This is a genomic window from Acinetobacter sp. B-6, assembly GCF_056930735.1.
The window spans coordinates 45,098-63,940 of sequence record NZ_JBXPBY010000002.1 but is presented as its reverse complement, the minus strand read 5'-3'; the positions used below and the strand labels follow the sequence as shown (position 1 = coordinate 63,940).

The following is an 18,843-nucleotide window of genomic DNA, read 5'->3' as shown; positions in this document are numbered from 1 at the left end:
AATATAAATGAAAAACTTGATTCTATTACTTAGCTTTTTACCTTTGATGGCTTATGCTGAAGTAAATAATCTAGATCTTGAAAAGATTCAGGCGAAAATACACAGTAATCCTGTTTTTAAAAACACATTAGATCAATGTCCAGCCGATCAAAAACTGAGTGATGGAATAAAAACAACAAAAACTTATTTTAAAAAGCAGCAAAGTTGTCAAAATAATATTAAAAGTTGTTATGCAAAATGTTTAGATAAAGACGGCTATGCTTGTTATTTTACCGCTTTAGAGTTGCAAAGTGCTAATTACAAAATAGATGCTGAGAAATTATTTCAAAAAGGTTGTGAAGCGGGTGTACCAACTGCATGTACCAATCGTGCATCAGGAATTGAATTTTACGCACAGCAAGGGCTATCTATCCAACAAAATCAATGTATTACTAAAGCTTTCAAGCAAACCTGTGATATGAATGATCCTTGGGGTTGTACCATGTATGCATCAAAACTTATCAGCGGAATAGAACCTCAAATTGATTATCAAAAAGCGCTGAAGATATTGAATAAAAGCTGTCAACTTGCTCAAGATCATCCTGCATGTATTCAATCCATAGAATTAAAGCAATATATTCTCAATACGATGAAGAAAAAATAATTTTTTGCATGAATCTTGCTTGTAAACAATATAACTCAGTTAGGAATAAATCATGGAACTCAACCCTACAGAAAAAGACAAACTTCTGATTTTTACAGCCGGTTTAGTTGCAGAAAGACGTAAAGCCCGTGGATTAAAACTGAACTACCCAGAATCGATTGCTTTTATTTCCGCAGCATTGCTTGAAGGGGCACGTGATGGCATGACGGTCAGCGAATTGATGCACTATGGTACGACATTACTCAGTCGTGAAGATGTCATGGATGGTGTGGCAGAGATGATTGCTGAAGTACAGGTTGAAGCAACTTTTCCAGATGGCTCAAAGTTAGTCACCGTTCATCAACCGATTGAATAAAATAAAATTCAAAATTTGGGAGCAAGACGATGATACCCGGTGAAATGATCACGCCTGATAGTGATATTGAAATGAATGTTGGACGAGAAGTCTTAAAAATAAGTGTAGCAAATCTAGGCGATCGCCCGATTCAAGTCGGTTCGCATTTTCATTTTTATGAAGCCAATGATGCTTTGCAATTTGATCGAGAGCGTGCCAAAGGCTTTCGTTTGAATATTGCCGCAGGCACGGCAGTACGCTTTGAACCGGGGCAAAGTCGAGATGTAGAAATCGTTGCACTTGCAGGTAAACGTGAAGTATATGGCTTTGCAGGTCGCGTCATGGGCAAATTAGACCAACAGGATAATGAATAATGAAAATGTCACGTCGCGCATATGCTGAAATGTTTGGTCCTACAGTAGGAGATCGTGTTCGATTAGCAGACACTGAGCTATTTATTGAAGTTGAACAGGACCTAACCACCTATGGTGAAGAGGTTAAGTTTGGTGGTGGTAAAGTCATTCGTGATGGTATGGGGCAGTCACAACTGTTGGCAGATCAGGTTGCTGATACGGTGATTACCAATGCTTTGATTGTCGATTGGTGGGGAATTATCAAAGCAGATGTTGGCTTAAAAAATGGTCGAATCTGGAAGATAGGCAAAGCAGGTAATCCTGATATTCAGCCAGATATTATCATTCCACTAGGTGCGGCAACTGAAGTTATTGCGGGTGAAGGGCAAATATTAACAGCAGGGGGAATAGACACACATATCCACTGGATTTGTCCGCAGCAAGTCGAAACAGCATTGATGTCGGGAACGACTACAATGATTGGCGGTGGTACAGGTCCCGCAGCAGGAACTTCAGCCACAACTGTAACCCCAGGTCCGTGGCATATTGCGACGATGTTACAAGCGATAGATGACTTACCTATGAATATCGGTTTATTGGGCAAGGGGAATTTGAGTCAGCCTGCACCCATTGCAGAACAGATTCAAGCCGGTGTGGTTGGGCTGAAACTTCATGAAGACTGGGGTTCTACACCAGCTGCAATTGATAATTGCCTAACTGTCGCAGACGAGTATGATGTACAAGTTGCGATTCATACCGATACTTTAAATGAAGGTGGTTTTCTTGAAGAAACATTAGCCGCTTTTAAAAATCGTACAATCCACACGTATCATACAGAAGGTGCAGGTGGTGGACATGCACCTGATATTTTAAAAGCCATTGGGCAAGCGAATGTTTTGCCATCTTCTACTAACCCAACACGACCTTATACGATCAATACCATTGATGAGCATTTAGATATGCTGATGGTCTGTCATCATTTAGATCCAGCAATTGCTGAAGATGTCGCTTTTGCAGAAAGCCGTATTCGTCGGGAAACGATTGCCGCTGAAGATATTTTGCAAGATCTCGGTGCTATCTCGATGATGTCATCGGATTCACAGGCGATGGGACGTGTGGGGGAAGTGATTTTAAGAACATGGCAAACCGCGCATAAAATGAAAGTGCAACGTGGACCATTGGAGGGTGATAATCAATATCACGATAACAATCGTGTAAAGCGCTATATTGCAAAATATACCATCAACCCTGCGATTACTCATGGTTTAAGCCATGAGGTAGGTTCAGTTGAAGAAGGAAAGTTGGCAGATTTAGTGTTGTGGAAACCTGCATTTTTTGGGGTCAAACCATCGATGATTATTAAAGGTGGAATGATTGCTGCTGCGCCGATGGGCGATATTAATGCTTCAATTCCTACGCCACAGCCCGTTCATTATCGTCCGATGTTTGGCGCATATCCAAGAGGTGTTCATAATACCTGTATTACTTTCCTATCTCAGGTTGCGATTGATCGGGGTGTTGCAGAAAAGTTGCAACTGAAAAAGCTGATTTCTCCCTGTAAAAATACCCGAAATATCAGTAAAAATGACATGAAACATAATTGTTATTGTCCTGTCATGGATGTACACCCTGAAACTTATGAAGTTCGTGCAGACGGAGTTCATTTGACTTGTGAGCCTGCTGAAGTTTTACCGATGGCACAGCGTTATTTTCTGTTTTAATCATTATGGGTAAAAAGCTTAAAACTCCTTTTTAGTCAAAAAGGAGTTTTTTGACGATTTTTTAACTGAACCTAAGTTTATATAAAACTATTATAAATTCTTTTATAAAAGAAATAATTGATAAGAAATAATGCAAAATATTCAATTTCATAATATGTCCTGTAATTTATAATATACTGTGAAAATTATCAATAAATCAATTAATTATCTTTCATGTGAAAAATACTTTGTGGTAGGCAAATCATGATATTTTATTATATGGTGATGGTGAATTTAGAAAAAATACACAATAGATCATGTTTAATAATATTAATTTTGTTTTGGAAAAAATGGGACTTTCTGCTCAAAAACGGGCTTTACATATTCAATTTAGCAATCCCAATTTGGCTGCTCATGTTTTTTTACAACGTATCGATGGGACACATACCATCAATGATGGAGTAAATTTACAGCTCATCTGTCTTTCGACGCGATCAAATATAATGTTGAAGACCTTTATCGGGTCTCAAGTCGCTGTTGATATGGTCAATGACCGATCTGAGCTGCATCGCATTTCAGGAATTGTGACTAAAGCTGAGCTGGGTTCCTCGGATGGTGCGTTGACAGTTTATCGCCTTTCTGTAGAAGACCCAACTGCGCTTTGGAAGTATCGAAGAAATAGCCGTGTGTTTATGGCAAAGTCGGTTATTGACGTTATTCAAATACTTTTTTCTGAATGGGTACAACGGAGTTCGTTATTTGCTTCGAGTCTAACTTTGGACCTCAGTGGTTTAAGCAAAGATTATGATGTTAGACCAGTGTGTATACAGGCATTTGAAAGTGACTATGATTTTTTAACTCGTTTGATGCGTGAAGAATCTATTAATTTTTTGATTGACGAAGCACAGCTTAAAGTTACGCATTCAACAGAACCAATCCAACCTCAAAAGCTTCGTTTAATTGATGACAATACTCAATATAAAAGTTTAGAACGTCGCATTATCCGTTTTCATCGAAGTTCGGCTGTCGAACAGCAAGACACCATCACAGCATTGACAGGTTTACGTTCACTTCAACCGACGTCTGTACATATTCAACGATGGCAAGCTGATATGTTAGATATAGAAGAAGGCGCAGGCAATGTTTTAAGTAAGTATCAGCAGAGTGAAAACTATGACAATGCCAGTTTAGGTTTAGAACAAGTATGGCAGTTTAGCCCTGCATGGACCCAAGACTTGAATGGAGAAGATGGAGTAACGCCATCGGGTAACAATCAGGTTGAGCGCTTTAACCAAAACCTCAGCAATTACTATGACGCTCAAGCCAAACAATTTACTGCCGTATCGACAGTAAGAGATGCGCAGGTTGGCTATTACTTTGAGCTTAACCAACATCCAAACCTAGATCTAAAAGATGTTGCCGATCGGCAATTTCTGATTATTTCCAAAACCTTTTATCACCAAAATAATTTACCGAAAGACTTAACTCACCAAGTCGAAGCACTCATCCAACAAAGCCAATGGCAAGTTGCCCATATCAACACAAACAACAGCGAACAACGCCAAGCCAATCAGCTCATTTTACAACGACGCAATATAGCAGTTGTCCCTGAATACAATCCGCTGAAATATCGACCTACTACATATCCAATGCGAGCGAGAGTAGTCGGACCGAGTGGGGAGGAAATCTATGTCAATGAACGAGGTCAGATTAAGGTAAATTTCTTGTTTACCCGTCACGAAGACCACCAACATGATGGTGGCGCAGGCGCGAACGATAATGATACTGACTCGGCTTGGGTGGATGTATTAACGCCATGGGCAGGAGAAGGCTATGGGGTACGATTCTTACCGAGGGTCGGAGAGATCGTCATGATCTCGTTCAGTGATGGTGACATTGATAGACCCTTTGTAGTGGGACGAATTCATGAAGGGTATCGCTATCCGACCAAGTTTGATGACCAAGGAAAGCTCCCTGATACTAAAAAACTTTCAGGGATCAAAACTAAGGAATATAAATCTGATGGGTTTAATCAACTGCGCTTTGACGATACTACCAACCAGATCAGTACTCAGTTACACAGCAGTCATGCGACAAGCCAACTGAATCTTGGGAATTTAAGCCATCCAAAAGAAACCGAGACCAGTGAAGGGCGCGGAGAAGGTTTTGAGCTAAGAACAGACCAATGGGGCGCAGTACGTGCAGGGAAAGGCTTATTGCTGAGCACTTATACTCAAGACCAAGCCAAAGGCGATCATCTTGATGCAACGCCTGCCAAGAAACAACTTGAAGACAGTCAAAACAAAAGTAAAGCACTCAGTGATATCGCCAAGAAGCAAAAGACCGATGAAATAGAATCAGTTGAGCAACTTAAAATATTTGCTCAACAGCTCCAACAAGAAATTGCCAAATTTAATCAAGCGGTGCTTTTACTGAGTTCCCAAGATGGGATTGCTTTAAGCACACCTGAAAATATCCATTTATCTGCGGATGCCCAAATCAATCAAATTGCTGGTGACAGCATTAACTTTAGTACGCAAAAGAACTGGATCGTGCATGCCAAGAATAAAATAAGTTTATTTTCAGTGATGAATGGCATCAACATTATCGCAGCACAGGGAAAATTTAATATTCATGCGCAGGCAAATGCCCTAGATATATTTGCCAAACTTGGGATCACAATATCTTCGACAGAAAACCGTGTTGAAATCAATAGCTCGAAAGAAGTTCAGATTACAGGCAAATCTTCAAGGATTACCTTGAACGGCGCTGGTATTTTATGTGAAACAGATCGAATGTTTGAAGTAAAGTCTGGGCAACAGATGTTTCAAAGCGGGATCAAAGTGAGTCCTGTATTACCGCTATTGCCTATCGTCAATCTACGTTCAGACGCAGCATTACCGACTTTAGAAAGTACCTATGCGCATGATCAAATTGTTGTATTGGCAAAAGACTTTTCTGACGAAAACTTTATTGCGCTGATTGCGCCAATTTTTGGTTTTGATATTCCAGACAGTCTATATTTAAAGTTTAAAGCGGACTTGGAAAGTGGTGTAATTCAACCGCCTGAACATATCGTGACGGCTAAAAGTATCAATGGTCATGCTGCTGGTTTTAATCATCAAGACAAGAAAATATATGTTGCAGCAGATACCATTCTTTCTGCACTAGAAAATGATGTCAATTTGCAACGGCTATATATCGTACTTTTACATGAGTATGGACATTACATCGATGACCATTTACGTATAAGTGGACAGTATTCCTTAGAGGACAGTTATAATCTCTATATCATTGAGAAAGGCAATACACTGGCTGGAATAGCAGAAAGTTTTAAGACTACGGTAGAGGTGCTATGTTCACTTAATGCGATTACAGACCCGAATATTATTTATATTGGGGATATTTTAAAAATCCCAGTAAAAATAGACAAACTCGCTCCTGATGCAGCACGAGATGAGGGTGCAGTTTATGCTTATAATTTAGGACAACTGACTGAAGGAAAAGACAAGGGAGCAAATACTGAATTTGAGTTTGCAACCATTACTTCTGAAAAATTTTCAGGAAAGTTAAAAATCACCCCGACCGCAGGCAAAAGAGCGGCAAGAATGCATGCAGACTTTGTTGCTCAAATGGATGAAGTGGTTGATGTGCAATATGAATACTTTGGGGCTGGTGATGGTAAATTTTCAAAGCAAGCCAATAGAGGAACGATCAATACTCAAAAAGGCGAATATGTTAAGAAAGAGGACAATAAAGGCAAGCGTATTGAATATGGGCATCAAGCAATTGAAAAAGAAGCGATTGGTGAAGATAATCCTCAAGGTGAAATATTTGATAAACAATCTGTCGCAGCAATATATGCTGGAAACTGGTTAAGAGATCATTCACAGCTGCTTTGTGGCACGGTGTTAAATAAAAAAATAGATGTACCTGTCAATGGTAAAGGCAAAATTATCACCATACGTCCGACACGACGTTTGATCAGCAATCTATTGGCAATATTGGCCTATGATCATTTTTTTGATAAAGATGTTGCTAGTGATCTGCTGAAATTAAAACAACCACCCAGTGACCATGCTACCAAATATCGAAAACAAATGCAGGACATGTTAAAGAAAATCCCGTATGAAAAGCTGAGTAAAAAAAATCAAAGACGTTATAAAGCGTTAGCATTATTCTCATACAAAATGGAATCGTCATTACCCCATCGATTATATCGTGATTTAACAGGAAAAGATGGAGTGAATATATTGGGGGTGTATCGTTTTGAGGAACATATCGATAATCCGTTTGGGGTAGAGATCTATACCGATATTGACAAAGATTTTAACCCTAAACCGAATGATAAAACCTTTAAAACCAACAATGATCAGAAATCTGCACAATTTAATTTAAAAAATTATATTGCCGACAATACGCCGAAGGATGCCACAGATTCAGCATTTCCAACAGCACTCGAGTATATGTTGGGGCAATTAGAGCAAAGTATGCAACAGCAGAAAGATGATGATATACCTTTGAGGCATTTGGGGAATGCTTTTCATGTGTTGGAAGATTTTTTTTCACACAGTAATTTTGTAGAGATTGCACTGATTAAACATGGTCATACGGATGTAAGGCATGGTGTGTTAAGAAAAAATGACTTTAGTAGCTATGATAAAATTCCGTTGGTGACCGGAACTTTTGATGGTTGGGATACTTTTGCGAGTGTGGGTGGGACACTGGGTGAGTTATTGGACCCTATTAAAGAATTGAGTGAATATAAAGGTATCGTCTCTGGTGAGCGGAGTCTGACTGACTTGGTGATTCAGGAATTTATTCTCACTATCGACTCGGCAGGCAAAGACAAGTATTTAACTAAAATTTGGTTTCGCTACCTAGAGTTAAGAGATGAACTGTGCGCTTTATATGAAGCAGGCTATATCGATTTAGCGAAAAAAGCGACAAAAACGTTGACTGAGTTTAAGAGCCAAGCCACGTTATTATACACTTTGATCAAATCCATGATTCCATTTTTGCTGAAATGGACTGCCAGTACCGTTTTAAAAAATGCCGAGGGTATCGTCAGTGTTAAACAAGGCATGAACCCTATTATTCATGGTGATAACCCAAGTCATACTCAAATCGGAAAAGATAGTACAGGAAAATCATTACACTTATTGGCTGCAAAGTTAGCCATCGTTGCGGTAAGAGATGTGGGCACAAAATGGCGTGATTGGTCGGAAAAACCCACAGCATCAAACAAACAGGCGGTTTTAGATGCTGCAAAAAGTTATTTTAGACATCCGAGTCGTTGCAACTGGATGGATGAAATCGTTAAACAATGGGCAAGACAACATCCAGATCAGGTCAAACAAGCCAGTGATGGGATGCTTCAAAAAGGCTGGGATGGCGCAAGACAAGGTGCTCATCAAGGGGCTAAAAAGGTCCAAGCTGAGATGGGTACCAAAGCGCCCCAAGCTGAAATTGAAGAAGCAAGTAAAACTGTCTTAAAAGGCTTGGATATGATGAATGGTGGAAAAAGATAATGGATTTGGTTCAAAAAAAATTAGCAGTATTTTTACCGCTTTTAATGTGTATCAGTTGTAGTAATGGGCAATCCACTACTAAGCAAGATGATGATACAGATGGTTTTATAAAAAAATTAAACTCACAGCATCAGTTTAAAGTAGAGGGTTGTGCAATTAATTATAATGGCACAAACTTGTATATGAACTCAGGGGTAGAGCCTTGGCTTCAAGCCTTAGGCAAAAACTATCGGGTAGTCGAAACTGTAGATCCAATTAATCGAATTAATCTCTATATCTATGATGATATCGGTGTTCGTTTAGTTGAAAGAATTGCGGATAAACAAATCGCAAGTTTTAGATTTCGTTTAGCGCGCCCTGCACATGATATTCGCAAAGAAACTGAGGCAGAAATAGCAGAAGAATTAAAAAAACCAGATACAAAACAAGTTAGAAGTATTTTTAAAGATGCGATATCGGTCGATGGTGTTTTGGTCGGTGCTTACCCTATGCATAAGCAGATCAGGGATAAATTTTCCTCTGAAACCCGTGTAAGTTATAGCTACACCGCGAGGTGTAAGGACAATCAGCCAGGTGAACTTTTTGGGATTGAATTAAGTACCAGTTTTGATGATCCTGAAGTCATTGATCATATGTATTTTTATAATTATTTAGATTCGATGACTGAAGAACAAAAGAAACAATTAGGTCGTAGTAAGGATGAAAATGGGCGAGAGATTTGTGGAAGCTATATGGATGTAAAAACAATGTCTGTTGTTCCGAGTTACTGCACACAAGAAGAATTAGATGATGAAAAGAAACAACAAGCGAAATAAATGGATTCTTTTTACTGTGTATTTGTTAAGGATTTCTATCTCAAAAACATGACAACCAAACATCACTATATTTCAGCACAAAGCTCTGTATAGAATGTAGACCAAAGATATATCTCATCAATTTTCAGAGTATTCTCCATGTCTCACTTTTGGTTCAAATGGTTTCAAGTCTTATTTAACAAAGCACAGTATAAATCGAATAAATCTAAGGCTGATTACTCGAATACAAATATCGGTATTGCTATTGACTCTGATACCAATGTGATTGGTTTTGCCGAAGATAAAATCACTCGTATAAGTTCCAAAGGTGTTGATCTGATTTGTAGCTTTGAGGGCTTAAAGTTGAAAGCTTATGATGATGGAGTCGGTGTAACTACAATTGGTTATGGCACAACCCGTTATCCGAATGGAAAATCTGTTCAATATGCTGATCAATGTAGCATTGAACAAGCTAAAAGCTATATGCAATTTGACCTGAATCGTTTTGAACAAGCCGTGAGTCGTGCTGTTCAAGTGCCATTAAGTCAAAATCAGTTTGATGCACTGGTTTCATTGGCGTATAACATTGGAATCAATGCTTTTCAAAATTCGACTTTATTGAAACGATTAAATGCATTGGAATATCTTGGTGCAGCTCAGCAATTCGATGTATGGATTAAAGCAGGTGGGAAAACTGTACAAGGTTTAGTCAACCGTAGAGCGGTCGAGAAAGCGTTATTTTTAAAACATTGATTGAATGTTTTTGCTTAAATGCTGAACATCAAAAAATATGAAGTACTTTTTATAATAAAACAAAGTAGAGCAAAGTTTAAATGAGTATTTATTTAATTCGCCATGCGCAAAGCTTAGGAAACGTTAATGGAAGAGTAGAATCGCATGCCAGTATTCCTTTGACAGAATATGGACATCAACAGGCTCAAAATCTGGCGAATACTCTACCAAAAGCCAAGCAAATCTATATTTCACCTTTTTTGCGAACACGACTGACTGCCGAACCTGTTTTACTTCGGGATCAAATTACGCCTGAAGTTTTGAATATTCAAGAATTTTCATATTTATCAGATCGACGTTGTAGAAACACCACTTTAGAAGAACGTAAACCATGGGTAGATGACTATTGGAGTCGTGCCGATGTTAATCTAATCACAAGTGATGATGCTGAATCTTTTGCCAATTTTTATCACCGCGTGACAGATTTTATGCAACATTTAGATGCACTTAAATCGCATTACACCGATCAACATTTGCTGGTCTTTAGTCACGGTCAGTTTCTACAACTGTTAAAAATCATGATGGCACAGAAGCAAGCATTGAGCTCAACATTGATGCGTGAATTTCGCTATGATTTACTCAATAATCAATTAGGCAATGCCGAGTTTTTTATTTACAAATAAAATATGAGAAGAACATCATGAAACCTATGATGAGAAAAATAGCTTTATTGGGATTACTGGGGGGTATATCGCTGTCCACATATGCAGATATTGTGACCTTAAAGGCGGATTTAACTCAACTTGCCCAACCACTGCAAACACAATGTAAGGGAATTGATTATTTGCCTCTTAAAGTGTTGGGTGAATTTTTAAAAAGTGATAACTCAGAAAAAATAGATGTTTATCAGATGGATGTTATTTTTGTTTCTGATTTTTTAGGTTATCTAGACAATAAAAATTGTGCCTTAGCTGCTTCTGACTTTACCATTGCTGGCGTTAAGATCTTGAACCAATATCGTGATTTATGGGAGAAAGACTTAGCTAAGGATAGAAAAGTGGTGAGATATGAAACTTATCTTGCCGCAGGCGAAGCAAGTTTGGTGAAATACAAATGGACGCACAATCCACAATACCTTGATGATGCCGATCATCTTTATAAGCAGTATCTCCAAACAAGTGCAATAAGCAAACAACAGAAAGCACAATGTGGCAAGAAATGTTCAGATGATTTAGTGTATTTAAATCAAAAGCAATATTTTAGATTGTCTGATTATGCTTCGATTTCATATAAATATCAGCAGCTTTTTGATGAGATTTATCGGCAATATTCTGATCAGGATCCAAATTTTACAGATGCTAAAAAAAGCCTAAATGCGGTTTTTGAGCGTACAGATCAATTTGAAGTGAATGCCATACAAACAACAGGATTAAAAATACTCGATAAGCATGTTGCTACATTGAATGAATTTAAAACTATTTTTAATTCAGGTGATAAAGATTTGATTGAAATATTTACTCAGCGCTTAGATCAATATCTTCAAAATAGAATCGTGAATAAATTATTAGATCCACAAATGGCTGAGAAAATTTATCAATTTTTAGTCAAAGAATTCACTGAAAATAACTCAAAAATTGTACCGAATCAATTGGCTGAAAATCAGCAGAGCAATTACAGTTTTCAAGTTGGGAAACACCAATATATTTTTAGTGGAGATAAAAAGCATTTGCAGTTAAGTTCTCAACCCATGCAATAGCACATCACGGAAATTGGCATAAAAACTGCTTAATCATTCACACTAAAAAATGATGATTGAAAAAGTTTAAGGCAGTTGCAGTGAATAAAACTTATTTACGTGGTCAAGCACTTATTGATCAAATTCAAAATGCTTCTTATTCACGGGATTTGATTGGCTATCACGGTTCAGTTCCTAAAGTGGAATGGCCCAACCAAGCTCGACTGGCAGTACAGTTTGTCCTGAACTACGAAGAAGGCGCTGAAAACCATATTGAACATGGGGATGCTGGCTCTGAACAGTTCCTGTCCGATATTGTCGGTGCTGCAAGCTTTCCAGATAAACATATGTCTATGGATTCAATGTACGAGTATGGTTCTCGGGCAGGTTTTTGGCGCATTCATCATGAATTTCAAAAACGAAAGTTACCCATGACCATATTTGGAGTCGGGATGGCATTGGCGCGCAATCCCTATGTTGTCAATGCGATTAAAAATGCCAATTATGATGTGGTTTCACATGGGCAACGATGGCTCAACTACCAAAATGTCGATATAGACACAGAACGTCAACATATGGATCAGGCGATCAGTGTGCTTGAAGCATTATTTGGACAAGCTCCCATTGGTTGGTATACAGGTAGAGATAGCCCCAACACACGGCAATTATTGGCAGAATTCCCTCAGATTAAATATGACTGTGATTACTATGGTGATGATTTGCCATTTTGGACAAATTTAACCAATGCACATGGTGAAAGCCGACCTCATTTAATTATTCCTTATACCTTAGAAAGTAATGATATGAAATTCTGTGCACCAGCAGGTTTTAATAGCGGAGAACAGTTTTATCAATATCTTAAAGATGCTTTTGATGTGCTTTATACGGAAGGCGAAACAGCGCCAAAAATGCTTTCGATTGGCATGCACTGTCGTATATTAGGGCGCCCGGGACGTTTTAAAGCACTCCAACGTTTTTTGGATTATGTTCAGTCACATGACAATGTTTGGGTATGTCGGCGTGGAGATATTGCAGAACATTGGTTTAAATATCATCCAGCGCAAGAGGCATCAACGCAATGTTAAAAATGAGCAGAAAAGCTTTAAAAAAGCGCTTCAGTCTTTAGTCATTTTGAATGATAGGTATAACTTGTGAATTTAAATGAATTTAATCAAATTTCAAAACAACAAGCTCAAGCAATGCTTAATCATTGTGTACAGATTCCACGTTGGACACAAGATATTGTTTCTACACGTCCATTTACAAGTTTAGATGACCTTTTGGATTATGCCAAAAAACAGGCATTAACTTGGACTTGGGATGAGATTTTAACAGCGTTAAACAATCATCCTCGAATTGGTGAAAAAAAAGCTAAAGCGAATCTGACTGAACAAGAACGTGAATTTTCCAATCGTGAACAATCTGCAATAAAACACAGCAGCGAAGTAGAAGATGCTTTATTAAAAGGCAATTTGTCCTATGAAAAAAAGTTTGGATTTCTGTTTTTGATTCGTGCATTAGGTTTGGATCACAGTGAAATCTTACAGGCATTGAAATACCGTTTATTGAATGATGTTGAAACAGAACAACGTATCGTGAAACAACAGTTGAGTGAAATCGCAATTTTACGTTTAACGCAGGCATTGTCTGAACATTAGAATTTGAGTCATAAAGGAAATCCGATGATTAGTAGCCATATTTTAGATACACATTTGGGAAAACCTGCAACAGATGTTGTGATCAAATTATTTGATGCACAGGAGCAGTTGATTGCTGAGTCTAAAACGAACAATGACGGGCGTGTTGCAGATTTTAATTTAAGTGAAATACAAACGGGGCAATATCGTTTAGTATTTTATACTGCAGATTATTTTAATCGCTTTGATTTAAATACTTTTTTTCCTAAAGTTGTGATTGACTTTTCTGTAAACGATATTAATCAGCATTATCATATTCCTTTATTAATCAGTCCTTTTGCATATTCTACATATCGTGGAAGTTGAAATATAAAAATAAATTTTATCAAGGACTTAAGGCTCATTTATTTGAGCTTTTTTTATGTGTTTTTTACCAATTATAAAAATATTGGCTTTATTTTTGCTTATCTATTGTGGTGTTTATCTTTGTTTCTTGTGGGGAATTTATAAAATGAAATTGACACAGTTTGCTGCGTTCACAACTTTGCTATGTACTGCTTTTGGCACACAAGCTGCTCCAATCTGGCAAGATTTTAGTATTACAGGGTTATACGGTAAAAACTATGAACTAATTGCTCGAGAAGATGATCAGTCTACAATTACTTTTGAGTACGCGGCAAAATTGAAATATGGTGATTTTTTTGCATTTGCTGACCGCACCAATAATGACGTTTCTGGTAATGAAACCTATTTTGAAGTTTCACCACGCTTGAGCTTAGGGGCGATTTCAGGGCGAAAGTTAGAGGCTGGTCCAATTAAAGATGTTTTGATTGCAACTACTTGGGAAGGTGGAGAAGGTTTTAATAATTACTTATATGGGATCGGTGTAGATTTGGCGATTCCATATTTTCAATATGCCCAATTAAATTTTTATAAGGCGGATAATTATAAAAATACAGATGATGACTATCAATTGACTTTCGTTTTTGGTGTGCCATTTACAATTGCATCTGAAGATTTCTTGATTGATGGTTTTCTGGATTGGTCAACTGCTGAAGATGACCATGCCAGTGAGTTAAACTGGACCACACAATGGAAATGGAATGCGGGCAAACATATTTCACCCAATACTAAATTATATTTAGGTGTTGAATATTCTGTTTGGAATAATAAATATGGTATCTCAGGCAAAGATGAAAATAATGTCAGTGCATTGATTAAGTATCATTTTTAATGATTTAAATGCATTGAAAGCCTGAGAAAAGGAATCGAGGATACTGGTCTTTATGATAATTAAATTATGGTTTTATAGCGTTTGTGTCGTATGAATCTATGTTACTTTGGCTTATTACTGAACCCAATGGTTTAGCAATAAGCCGATGATTAAAAAGTTAACACAATATTTTCTTCGAATGGAAAGATATCACAATTATGACCTTCTCCAATACGATCGACCACGACAAAATCACTCGGTGCTTCGAGCGTCAATAATGGATGATGCCAAGTTCCTTTATGATAATTAATGGCTTGTTTTCCATTACTGATAAATGCATAAATGTGCGCTAGATCAGGCGTATTTTGGTCAAGTTGTGCTGCAACGACAATTAAAAAAGATTGACCATGCATCGGAATAAAGGCTTGTGAACCTTGAGGATGGCGTTCAAGCATTTTGATTGTACAGGGAACAGTTGTTTTTTGAATATTCCGAAAAATACTTAAACCGACTTGTCCTGTATTGGTTTGTGCTAAAGCTAAGGCATGATAACGTTCGGTTAGCGCATTATTGATCGGAAAAAAATCATTGCCTTCACAGGAAATCACGTCACCAAAAGGTGCAAAAGCATCTTTGCTGAGTGGCTGAATTTGGATATAGTTCATGAGATCAGTCAATGATTTTCCCCCATAGACGAATCCGACTGATGCCCCCATCTGGAATCATGTTGACGCGGATATGAGAAATTTTTTCATGTTTTAAAATTTCATCGATGTATAGATGGATATGATCCATTTGCATATCTTGGGGATGTAATAAATACGACCAAAACATACTTTGTGGAATTAATTGCGGGTCTGTCGCATTTTCAATATAAGTGGCTTGAATGGAGACTTGAGCAGGGTAATTGCCTTTAAAATGTGCAGTATCGATTTCAATTTTTTCAATCAAACCATTTTTGCCGAGTGCTAAAACACACCAATCAAAGCCAGGGGTTCGACGGCGTTTTGTTTCCCAGCCATCTCCCATATTAATTCCGCGTCCTGGATTGATCAAATTACGAGGGTGTCCAAAATGGGCATCACTATAAGCTATTACCCGCCCACCATTTTCCAATGCCAATAAATCTAAAGTTTGTGTTTGGTCTTGAATCTGAATACTCACTTCACCATAAACCCTAAAACGTGCAATGCCGCCATCTGGGAAAATATTTAATCGAACATGTGTAAAAATATCTTCACTTTTCACATTGAAGAGATGATGTTGGCTAGGTCCAAGTATAGAGTTGGCTAAAATGGGGTGCCACAGTGCATCATTCAGGTTCCCATTTGGTGCATAACATGCCTCTATAGCAGCCGATGCAGGGTAGTTGCCGGTAAAAAAAGTAGTATCTATGTCAAAGGCACTGATTTTACCTGCAACTCCCAATTCAATAATTGCCCAATCATAACCTGAATGACGTTTACGGCGGGTTTCCCAACCATCCATCCACTTACCGTGGTTATCAAATTTATCTTCGACAAAAACAGGCGCATCGAATTGCAACATTCGTGAAGCCTCAGCAAAAAAATCATCTGAACATTCAAGTACTTTTGCCCCAATTCGGGGATCTGCCAAATTTGTATATCGCTGTAAATGTGCAGGAAGTTCAAAACTTGGTGCAAGTAAAGTTGCCATATTTATTTACCATTCATATTACTATTCACATTAATAGAAGCGTTGTTATCAGTGACAAATATTTTATAAGCACTCATAAAAACAATATCTTATGGCACTTATCATGCACAGCCTATGCCAATTCTTCTCTGAAAATGTATGGATTTTTATATAAATGGCACGTTTTTAGCATTTTAGGCAACAGTGCGAGAAAACAATCAGAGGAGAAATAGATGGAGATTACAATTATTGGTGCAGGTATGGGAGGACTAACCGCTGGTATTGCACTAAAAAAATTCGGTCATACGGTCACCATCTACGAACAAACTGAGCAGATCAGGGCTGTAGGTGCAGCAATTTCGTTATGGTCAAATGGTGTGAAGTGCTTAAATTACTTGGGATTAACGGAACAAATTGCCAAACTTGGTGGTCAAATGGATCATTTAGCCTATTTCGATGGTTTAACTGGCGATAAAATGACGCAATTTAGTTTATTGCCATTAATTGAAGAGGTTGGACAACGTCCGTATCCAGTCTCGCGTGCAGATTTACAAAATATGTTGATGGATGAATTTGGTCGAGACGATATTCACCTTGGAAAAAAAATGGTGGCGTTAAAACAAATCGATCAACATGTTCAGGTTACATTTGCAGATGGAACTGAAATTACTACAGCACTGGTGATTGGTGCTGATGGCACACATTCCTTGACACGCCAGTATGTTTTGGGTGAGCAGGTTGAACGACGCTATGCGGGATATGTCAACTGGAATGGTTTGGTTGAAATTTCTGATCAATTGGCACAAGCAGATCAATGGACAACATTTGTTGGTGATGGAAAACGAGTTTCGTTGATGCCGATTGCTGAAAATCGCTTTTACTTTTTCTTTGATGTTCCATTGCCTGTAGGTTTAGACAATAACAAAAGCCAATATAAAACTTTATTTAAGCAATATTTTCAGCATTGGTGTGCCCCTGTACAAAACCTAATTGAGGCAATAGATGTAGAAACCACCAATCGTGTAGAAATTCATGATATTGAACCTTTTACCCAATTTTATAAAGGGCGTGTAGTGATCATGGGCGATGCTGCACACAGTACCACTCCTGATATTGGTCAAGGAGGTTGTCAAGCCATGGAGGATGCGATCTATTTGGCAAGAGCATTGCAGATCAATACTTTAGGTTTAGAAGATGCATTAAAACGTTATCAAAATAAACGCAATGAGCGTGCCAATGAATTGGTATTGCGCGCGCGAAAACGTTGTGATGTCACGCATATGAAAGATGAGACTGTAACCAAAGAATGGTATGCAGATTTGCGTCGCGAACAAGGTCCTCATATCATGCGTGGCATTATTAATAATATTGTCGGTAATCCTTTGGATTGATATATGGTTATATCGGTTTAATTCAAAGTTGATTTGGGTTAATGACATCTTAGATGTTTATCAACTTTTATTGAGTGCTGACAAGGACGTTAACTTCAATATGCGACAAGATGTGCTTCAGACTGCTGCGTATCTTATAAGAAAATGTATATCAGATTCATCCCCTACAGCGCTTATTGATAATCAATCAATTTGAGCTTAAATCGCTCTATTTGTTCAATCAAATGCTTAATCATGACTTGTGAAACACGAGAAAGCTGTCGCTTTGGTGCAACACATAAGGCTAGTGTTAGTGGGTACAAACCTTTTTCACGAATCGGTTTAAAGCAAAGTTCATCTCGTTCTAAATAAGGATAGACATCGATATAAGAAAGTAGACCTATACCTAAATTTTTCTGAATTAATGACATTATCATTCGGATGTCATTACATTCTAACTGGTGTTGCGGTACAAGTTGATAATGTTTATACAGTGTTTGCACATAATCCTGAATGATTAATGGTGCACTTGGAATTAAATGTTGATCATTTAAGGTATCTGATAAATGGATTTTTTCAGTTTTAGTGAGTGGATGATCTTTAGGTAAAACAAACCCGATTGGAATTTCAACAAATGCAAAAACCTCAAGTTGGTGATGTCCTTTAGGATTCAACAAAATGCCAAAATCAATCTCAGCGTCCATAATCATATTTGAAACTTTTTCACTGTCTTGAATATGAAAGTTAAAATTGATCCAAGGATAGTTCTCATACATATATTGAATAGAATCGAGAACAAAACCATCACTGAGCGCAGTAATCAGCCCACAGTCAATGGTTCCGCGTGAAAGCCCTTGTATTTCATCAAAACGATTACGGGTAAGTTGGAATTCTTTCTGCCATTTGATTAAATCTGCATAGAGTAATTCTCCAGCAAGAGTGAGCTTTAAGCCATTGGGTAAGCGTTCAAATAGATCGATTCCAAATTCTTCTTCAGCTAAAGCAATTTGACGGTGTATTGCAGAAACAGAAATATACAGCTGATCCGCAGCTTTTCTTAAACTCCCTGTTTTTGCAACAGCGATAAAATAATCAGAGAATCGAGAAAAAGTCATATTTATTGGCATATAACGCTGTCCATGGTG

The 18,843-nt window shown here is 37.8% G+C and carries 17 protein-coding genes; 14 read left to right on the top strand and 3 right to left on the bottom strand.

Annotated features, from left to right (window positions below):
- Nucleotides 1-7: 7 nt before the first annotated feature.
- From AC1Z3T_RS03030 to AC1Z3T_RS02970, 13 genes are all read left to right on the top strand, one after another.
- On the top strand, nt 8-643 hold the full coding sequence (locus tag AC1Z3T_RS03030; protein ID WP_004830683.1) for an SEL1-like repeat protein: 636 nt from the start codon (nt 8-10) through the stop codon (nt 641-643).
- Nucleotides 644-695: 52 nt separating this feature from the next.
- Nucleotides 696-998: an urease subunit gamma gene (ureA, locus tag AC1Z3T_RS03025; protein WP_004830684.1), complete on the top strand. Its 303-nt coding sequence runs from the start codon at nt 696-698 to the stop codon at nt 996-998.
- Between the two features lie 29 nt (nt 999-1,027).
- Nucleotides 1,028-1,351, top strand: coding sequence for an urease subunit beta (locus AC1Z3T_RS03020; protein WP_004830685.1), 324 nt, complete (start codon nt 1,028-1,030; stop codon nt 1,349-1,351).
- Nucleotides 1,351-3,051, top strand: coding sequence for an urease subunit alpha (gene ureC / locus AC1Z3T_RS03015; RefSeq protein WP_419319557.1), 1,701 nt, complete (start codon nt 1,351-1,353; stop codon nt 3,049-3,051). Before AC1Z3T_RS03020 ends, ureC begins: the two co-directional genes overlap by 1 nt.
- 296 nt (nt 3,052-3,347) lie before the next feature.
- A complete protein-coding gene (gene tssI, locus AC1Z3T_RS03010; RefSeq protein WP_483396458.1) occupies nt 3,348-8,561 on the top strand; it encodes a type VI secretion system tip protein TssI/VgrG in 5,214 nt (1,737 codons plus the stop codon).
- Nucleotides 8,561-9,376 carry a DUF7738 domain-containing protein gene (locus tag AC1Z3T_RS03005; protein WP_004830690.1) on the top strand — a complete coding sequence of 272 codons (816 nt, stop codon included), beginning with the start codon at nt 8,561-8,563 and terminating at the stop codon, nt 9,374-9,376. Before tssI ends, AC1Z3T_RS03005 begins: the two co-directional genes overlap by 1 nt.
- A 138-nt stretch (nt 9,377-9,514) precedes the next feature.
- Nucleotides 9,515-10,108: a lysozyme gene (locus tag AC1Z3T_RS03000; protein ID WP_004830691.1), complete on the top strand. Its 594-nt coding sequence runs from the start codon at nt 9,515-9,517 to the stop codon at nt 10,106-10,108.
- 80 nt (nt 10,109-10,188) lie between these two features.
- Nucleotides 10,189-10,770 carry a histidine phosphatase family protein gene (locus AC1Z3T_RS02995; protein ID WP_058967666.1) on the top strand — a complete coding sequence of 194 codons (582 nt, stop codon included), beginning with the start codon at nt 10,189-10,191 and terminating at the stop codon, nt 10,768-10,770.
- Between the two features lie 26 nt (nt 10,771-10,796).
- Nucleotides 10,797-11,843 (top strand): hypothetical protein, encoded by a 1,047-nt coding sequence (locus AC1Z3T_RS02990; protein WP_483396457.1) that lies wholly within the window; start codon nt 10,797-10,799, stop codon nt 11,841-11,843.
- A gap of 80 nt (nt 11,844-11,923) precedes the next feature.
- Nucleotides 11,924-12,907 (top strand): allantoinase PuuE, encoded by a 984-nt coding sequence (gene puuE / locus AC1Z3T_RS02985; RefSeq protein WP_100885274.1) that lies wholly within the window; start codon nt 11,924-11,926, stop codon nt 12,905-12,907.
- Between the two features lie 66 nt (nt 12,908-12,973).
- Nucleotides 12,974-13,480, top strand: a complete 507-nt coding sequence (gene uraD / locus AC1Z3T_RS02980) for a 2-oxo-4-hydroxy-4-carboxy-5-ureidoimidazoline decarboxylase (protein WP_005031658.1) — start codon at nt 12,974-12,976, stop codon at nt 13,478-13,480.
- Between the two features lie 24 nt (nt 13,481-13,504).
- A complete protein-coding gene (gene uraH / locus AC1Z3T_RS02975; protein ID WP_005031656.1) occupies nt 13,505-13,825 on the top strand; it encodes a hydroxyisourate hydrolase in 321 nt (106 codons plus the stop codon).
- 145 nt (nt 13,826-13,970) lie between these two features.
- Nucleotides 13,971-14,693: an outer membrane protein OmpK gene (locus tag AC1Z3T_RS02970; RefSeq protein ID WP_100886292.1), complete on the top strand. Its 723-nt coding sequence runs from the start codon at nt 13,971-13,973 to the stop codon at nt 14,691-14,693.
- A 149-nt stretch (nt 14,694-14,842) separates the two neighbouring features.
- Here the strand turns inward: AC1Z3T_RS02970 and AC1Z3T_RS02965 are convergent, their stop codons facing one another.
- Complete coding sequence (locus tag AC1Z3T_RS02965; RefSeq protein WP_026040376.1) at nt 14,843-15,337, bottom strand: ureidoglycolate lyase; 495 nt, start codon at nt 15,335-15,337, stop codon at nt 14,843-14,845.
- A gap of 4 nt (nt 15,338-15,341) precedes the next feature.
- The gene (gene alc, locus AC1Z3T_RS02960; RefSeq protein WP_100885273.1) at nt 15,342-16,349 is read right to left on the bottom strand and encodes an allantoicase; all 1,008 of its coding nucleotides are present in this window, start codon (nt 16,347-16,349) and stop codon (nt 15,342-15,344) included.
- A gap of 212 nt (nt 16,350-16,561) precedes the next feature.
- On the opposite strand from alc, the gene hpxO reads away from it, so the two are divergent.
- Nucleotides 16,562-17,719, top strand: coding sequence for an FAD-dependent urate hydroxylase HpxO (gene hpxO / locus AC1Z3T_RS02955; RefSeq protein ID WP_009586874.1), 1,158 nt, complete (start codon nt 16,562-16,564; stop codon nt 17,717-17,719).
- A gap of 173 nt (nt 17,720-17,892) precedes the next feature.
- On the opposite strand, the gene AC1Z3T_RS02950 is transcribed toward hpxO, so the two are convergent.
- Nucleotides 17,893-18,825, bottom strand: coding sequence for a LysR family transcriptional regulator (locus tag AC1Z3T_RS02950; RefSeq protein WP_100885272.1), 933 nt, complete (start codon nt 18,823-18,825; stop codon nt 17,893-17,895).
- Nucleotides 18,826-18,843 lie beyond the last annotated feature (18 nt).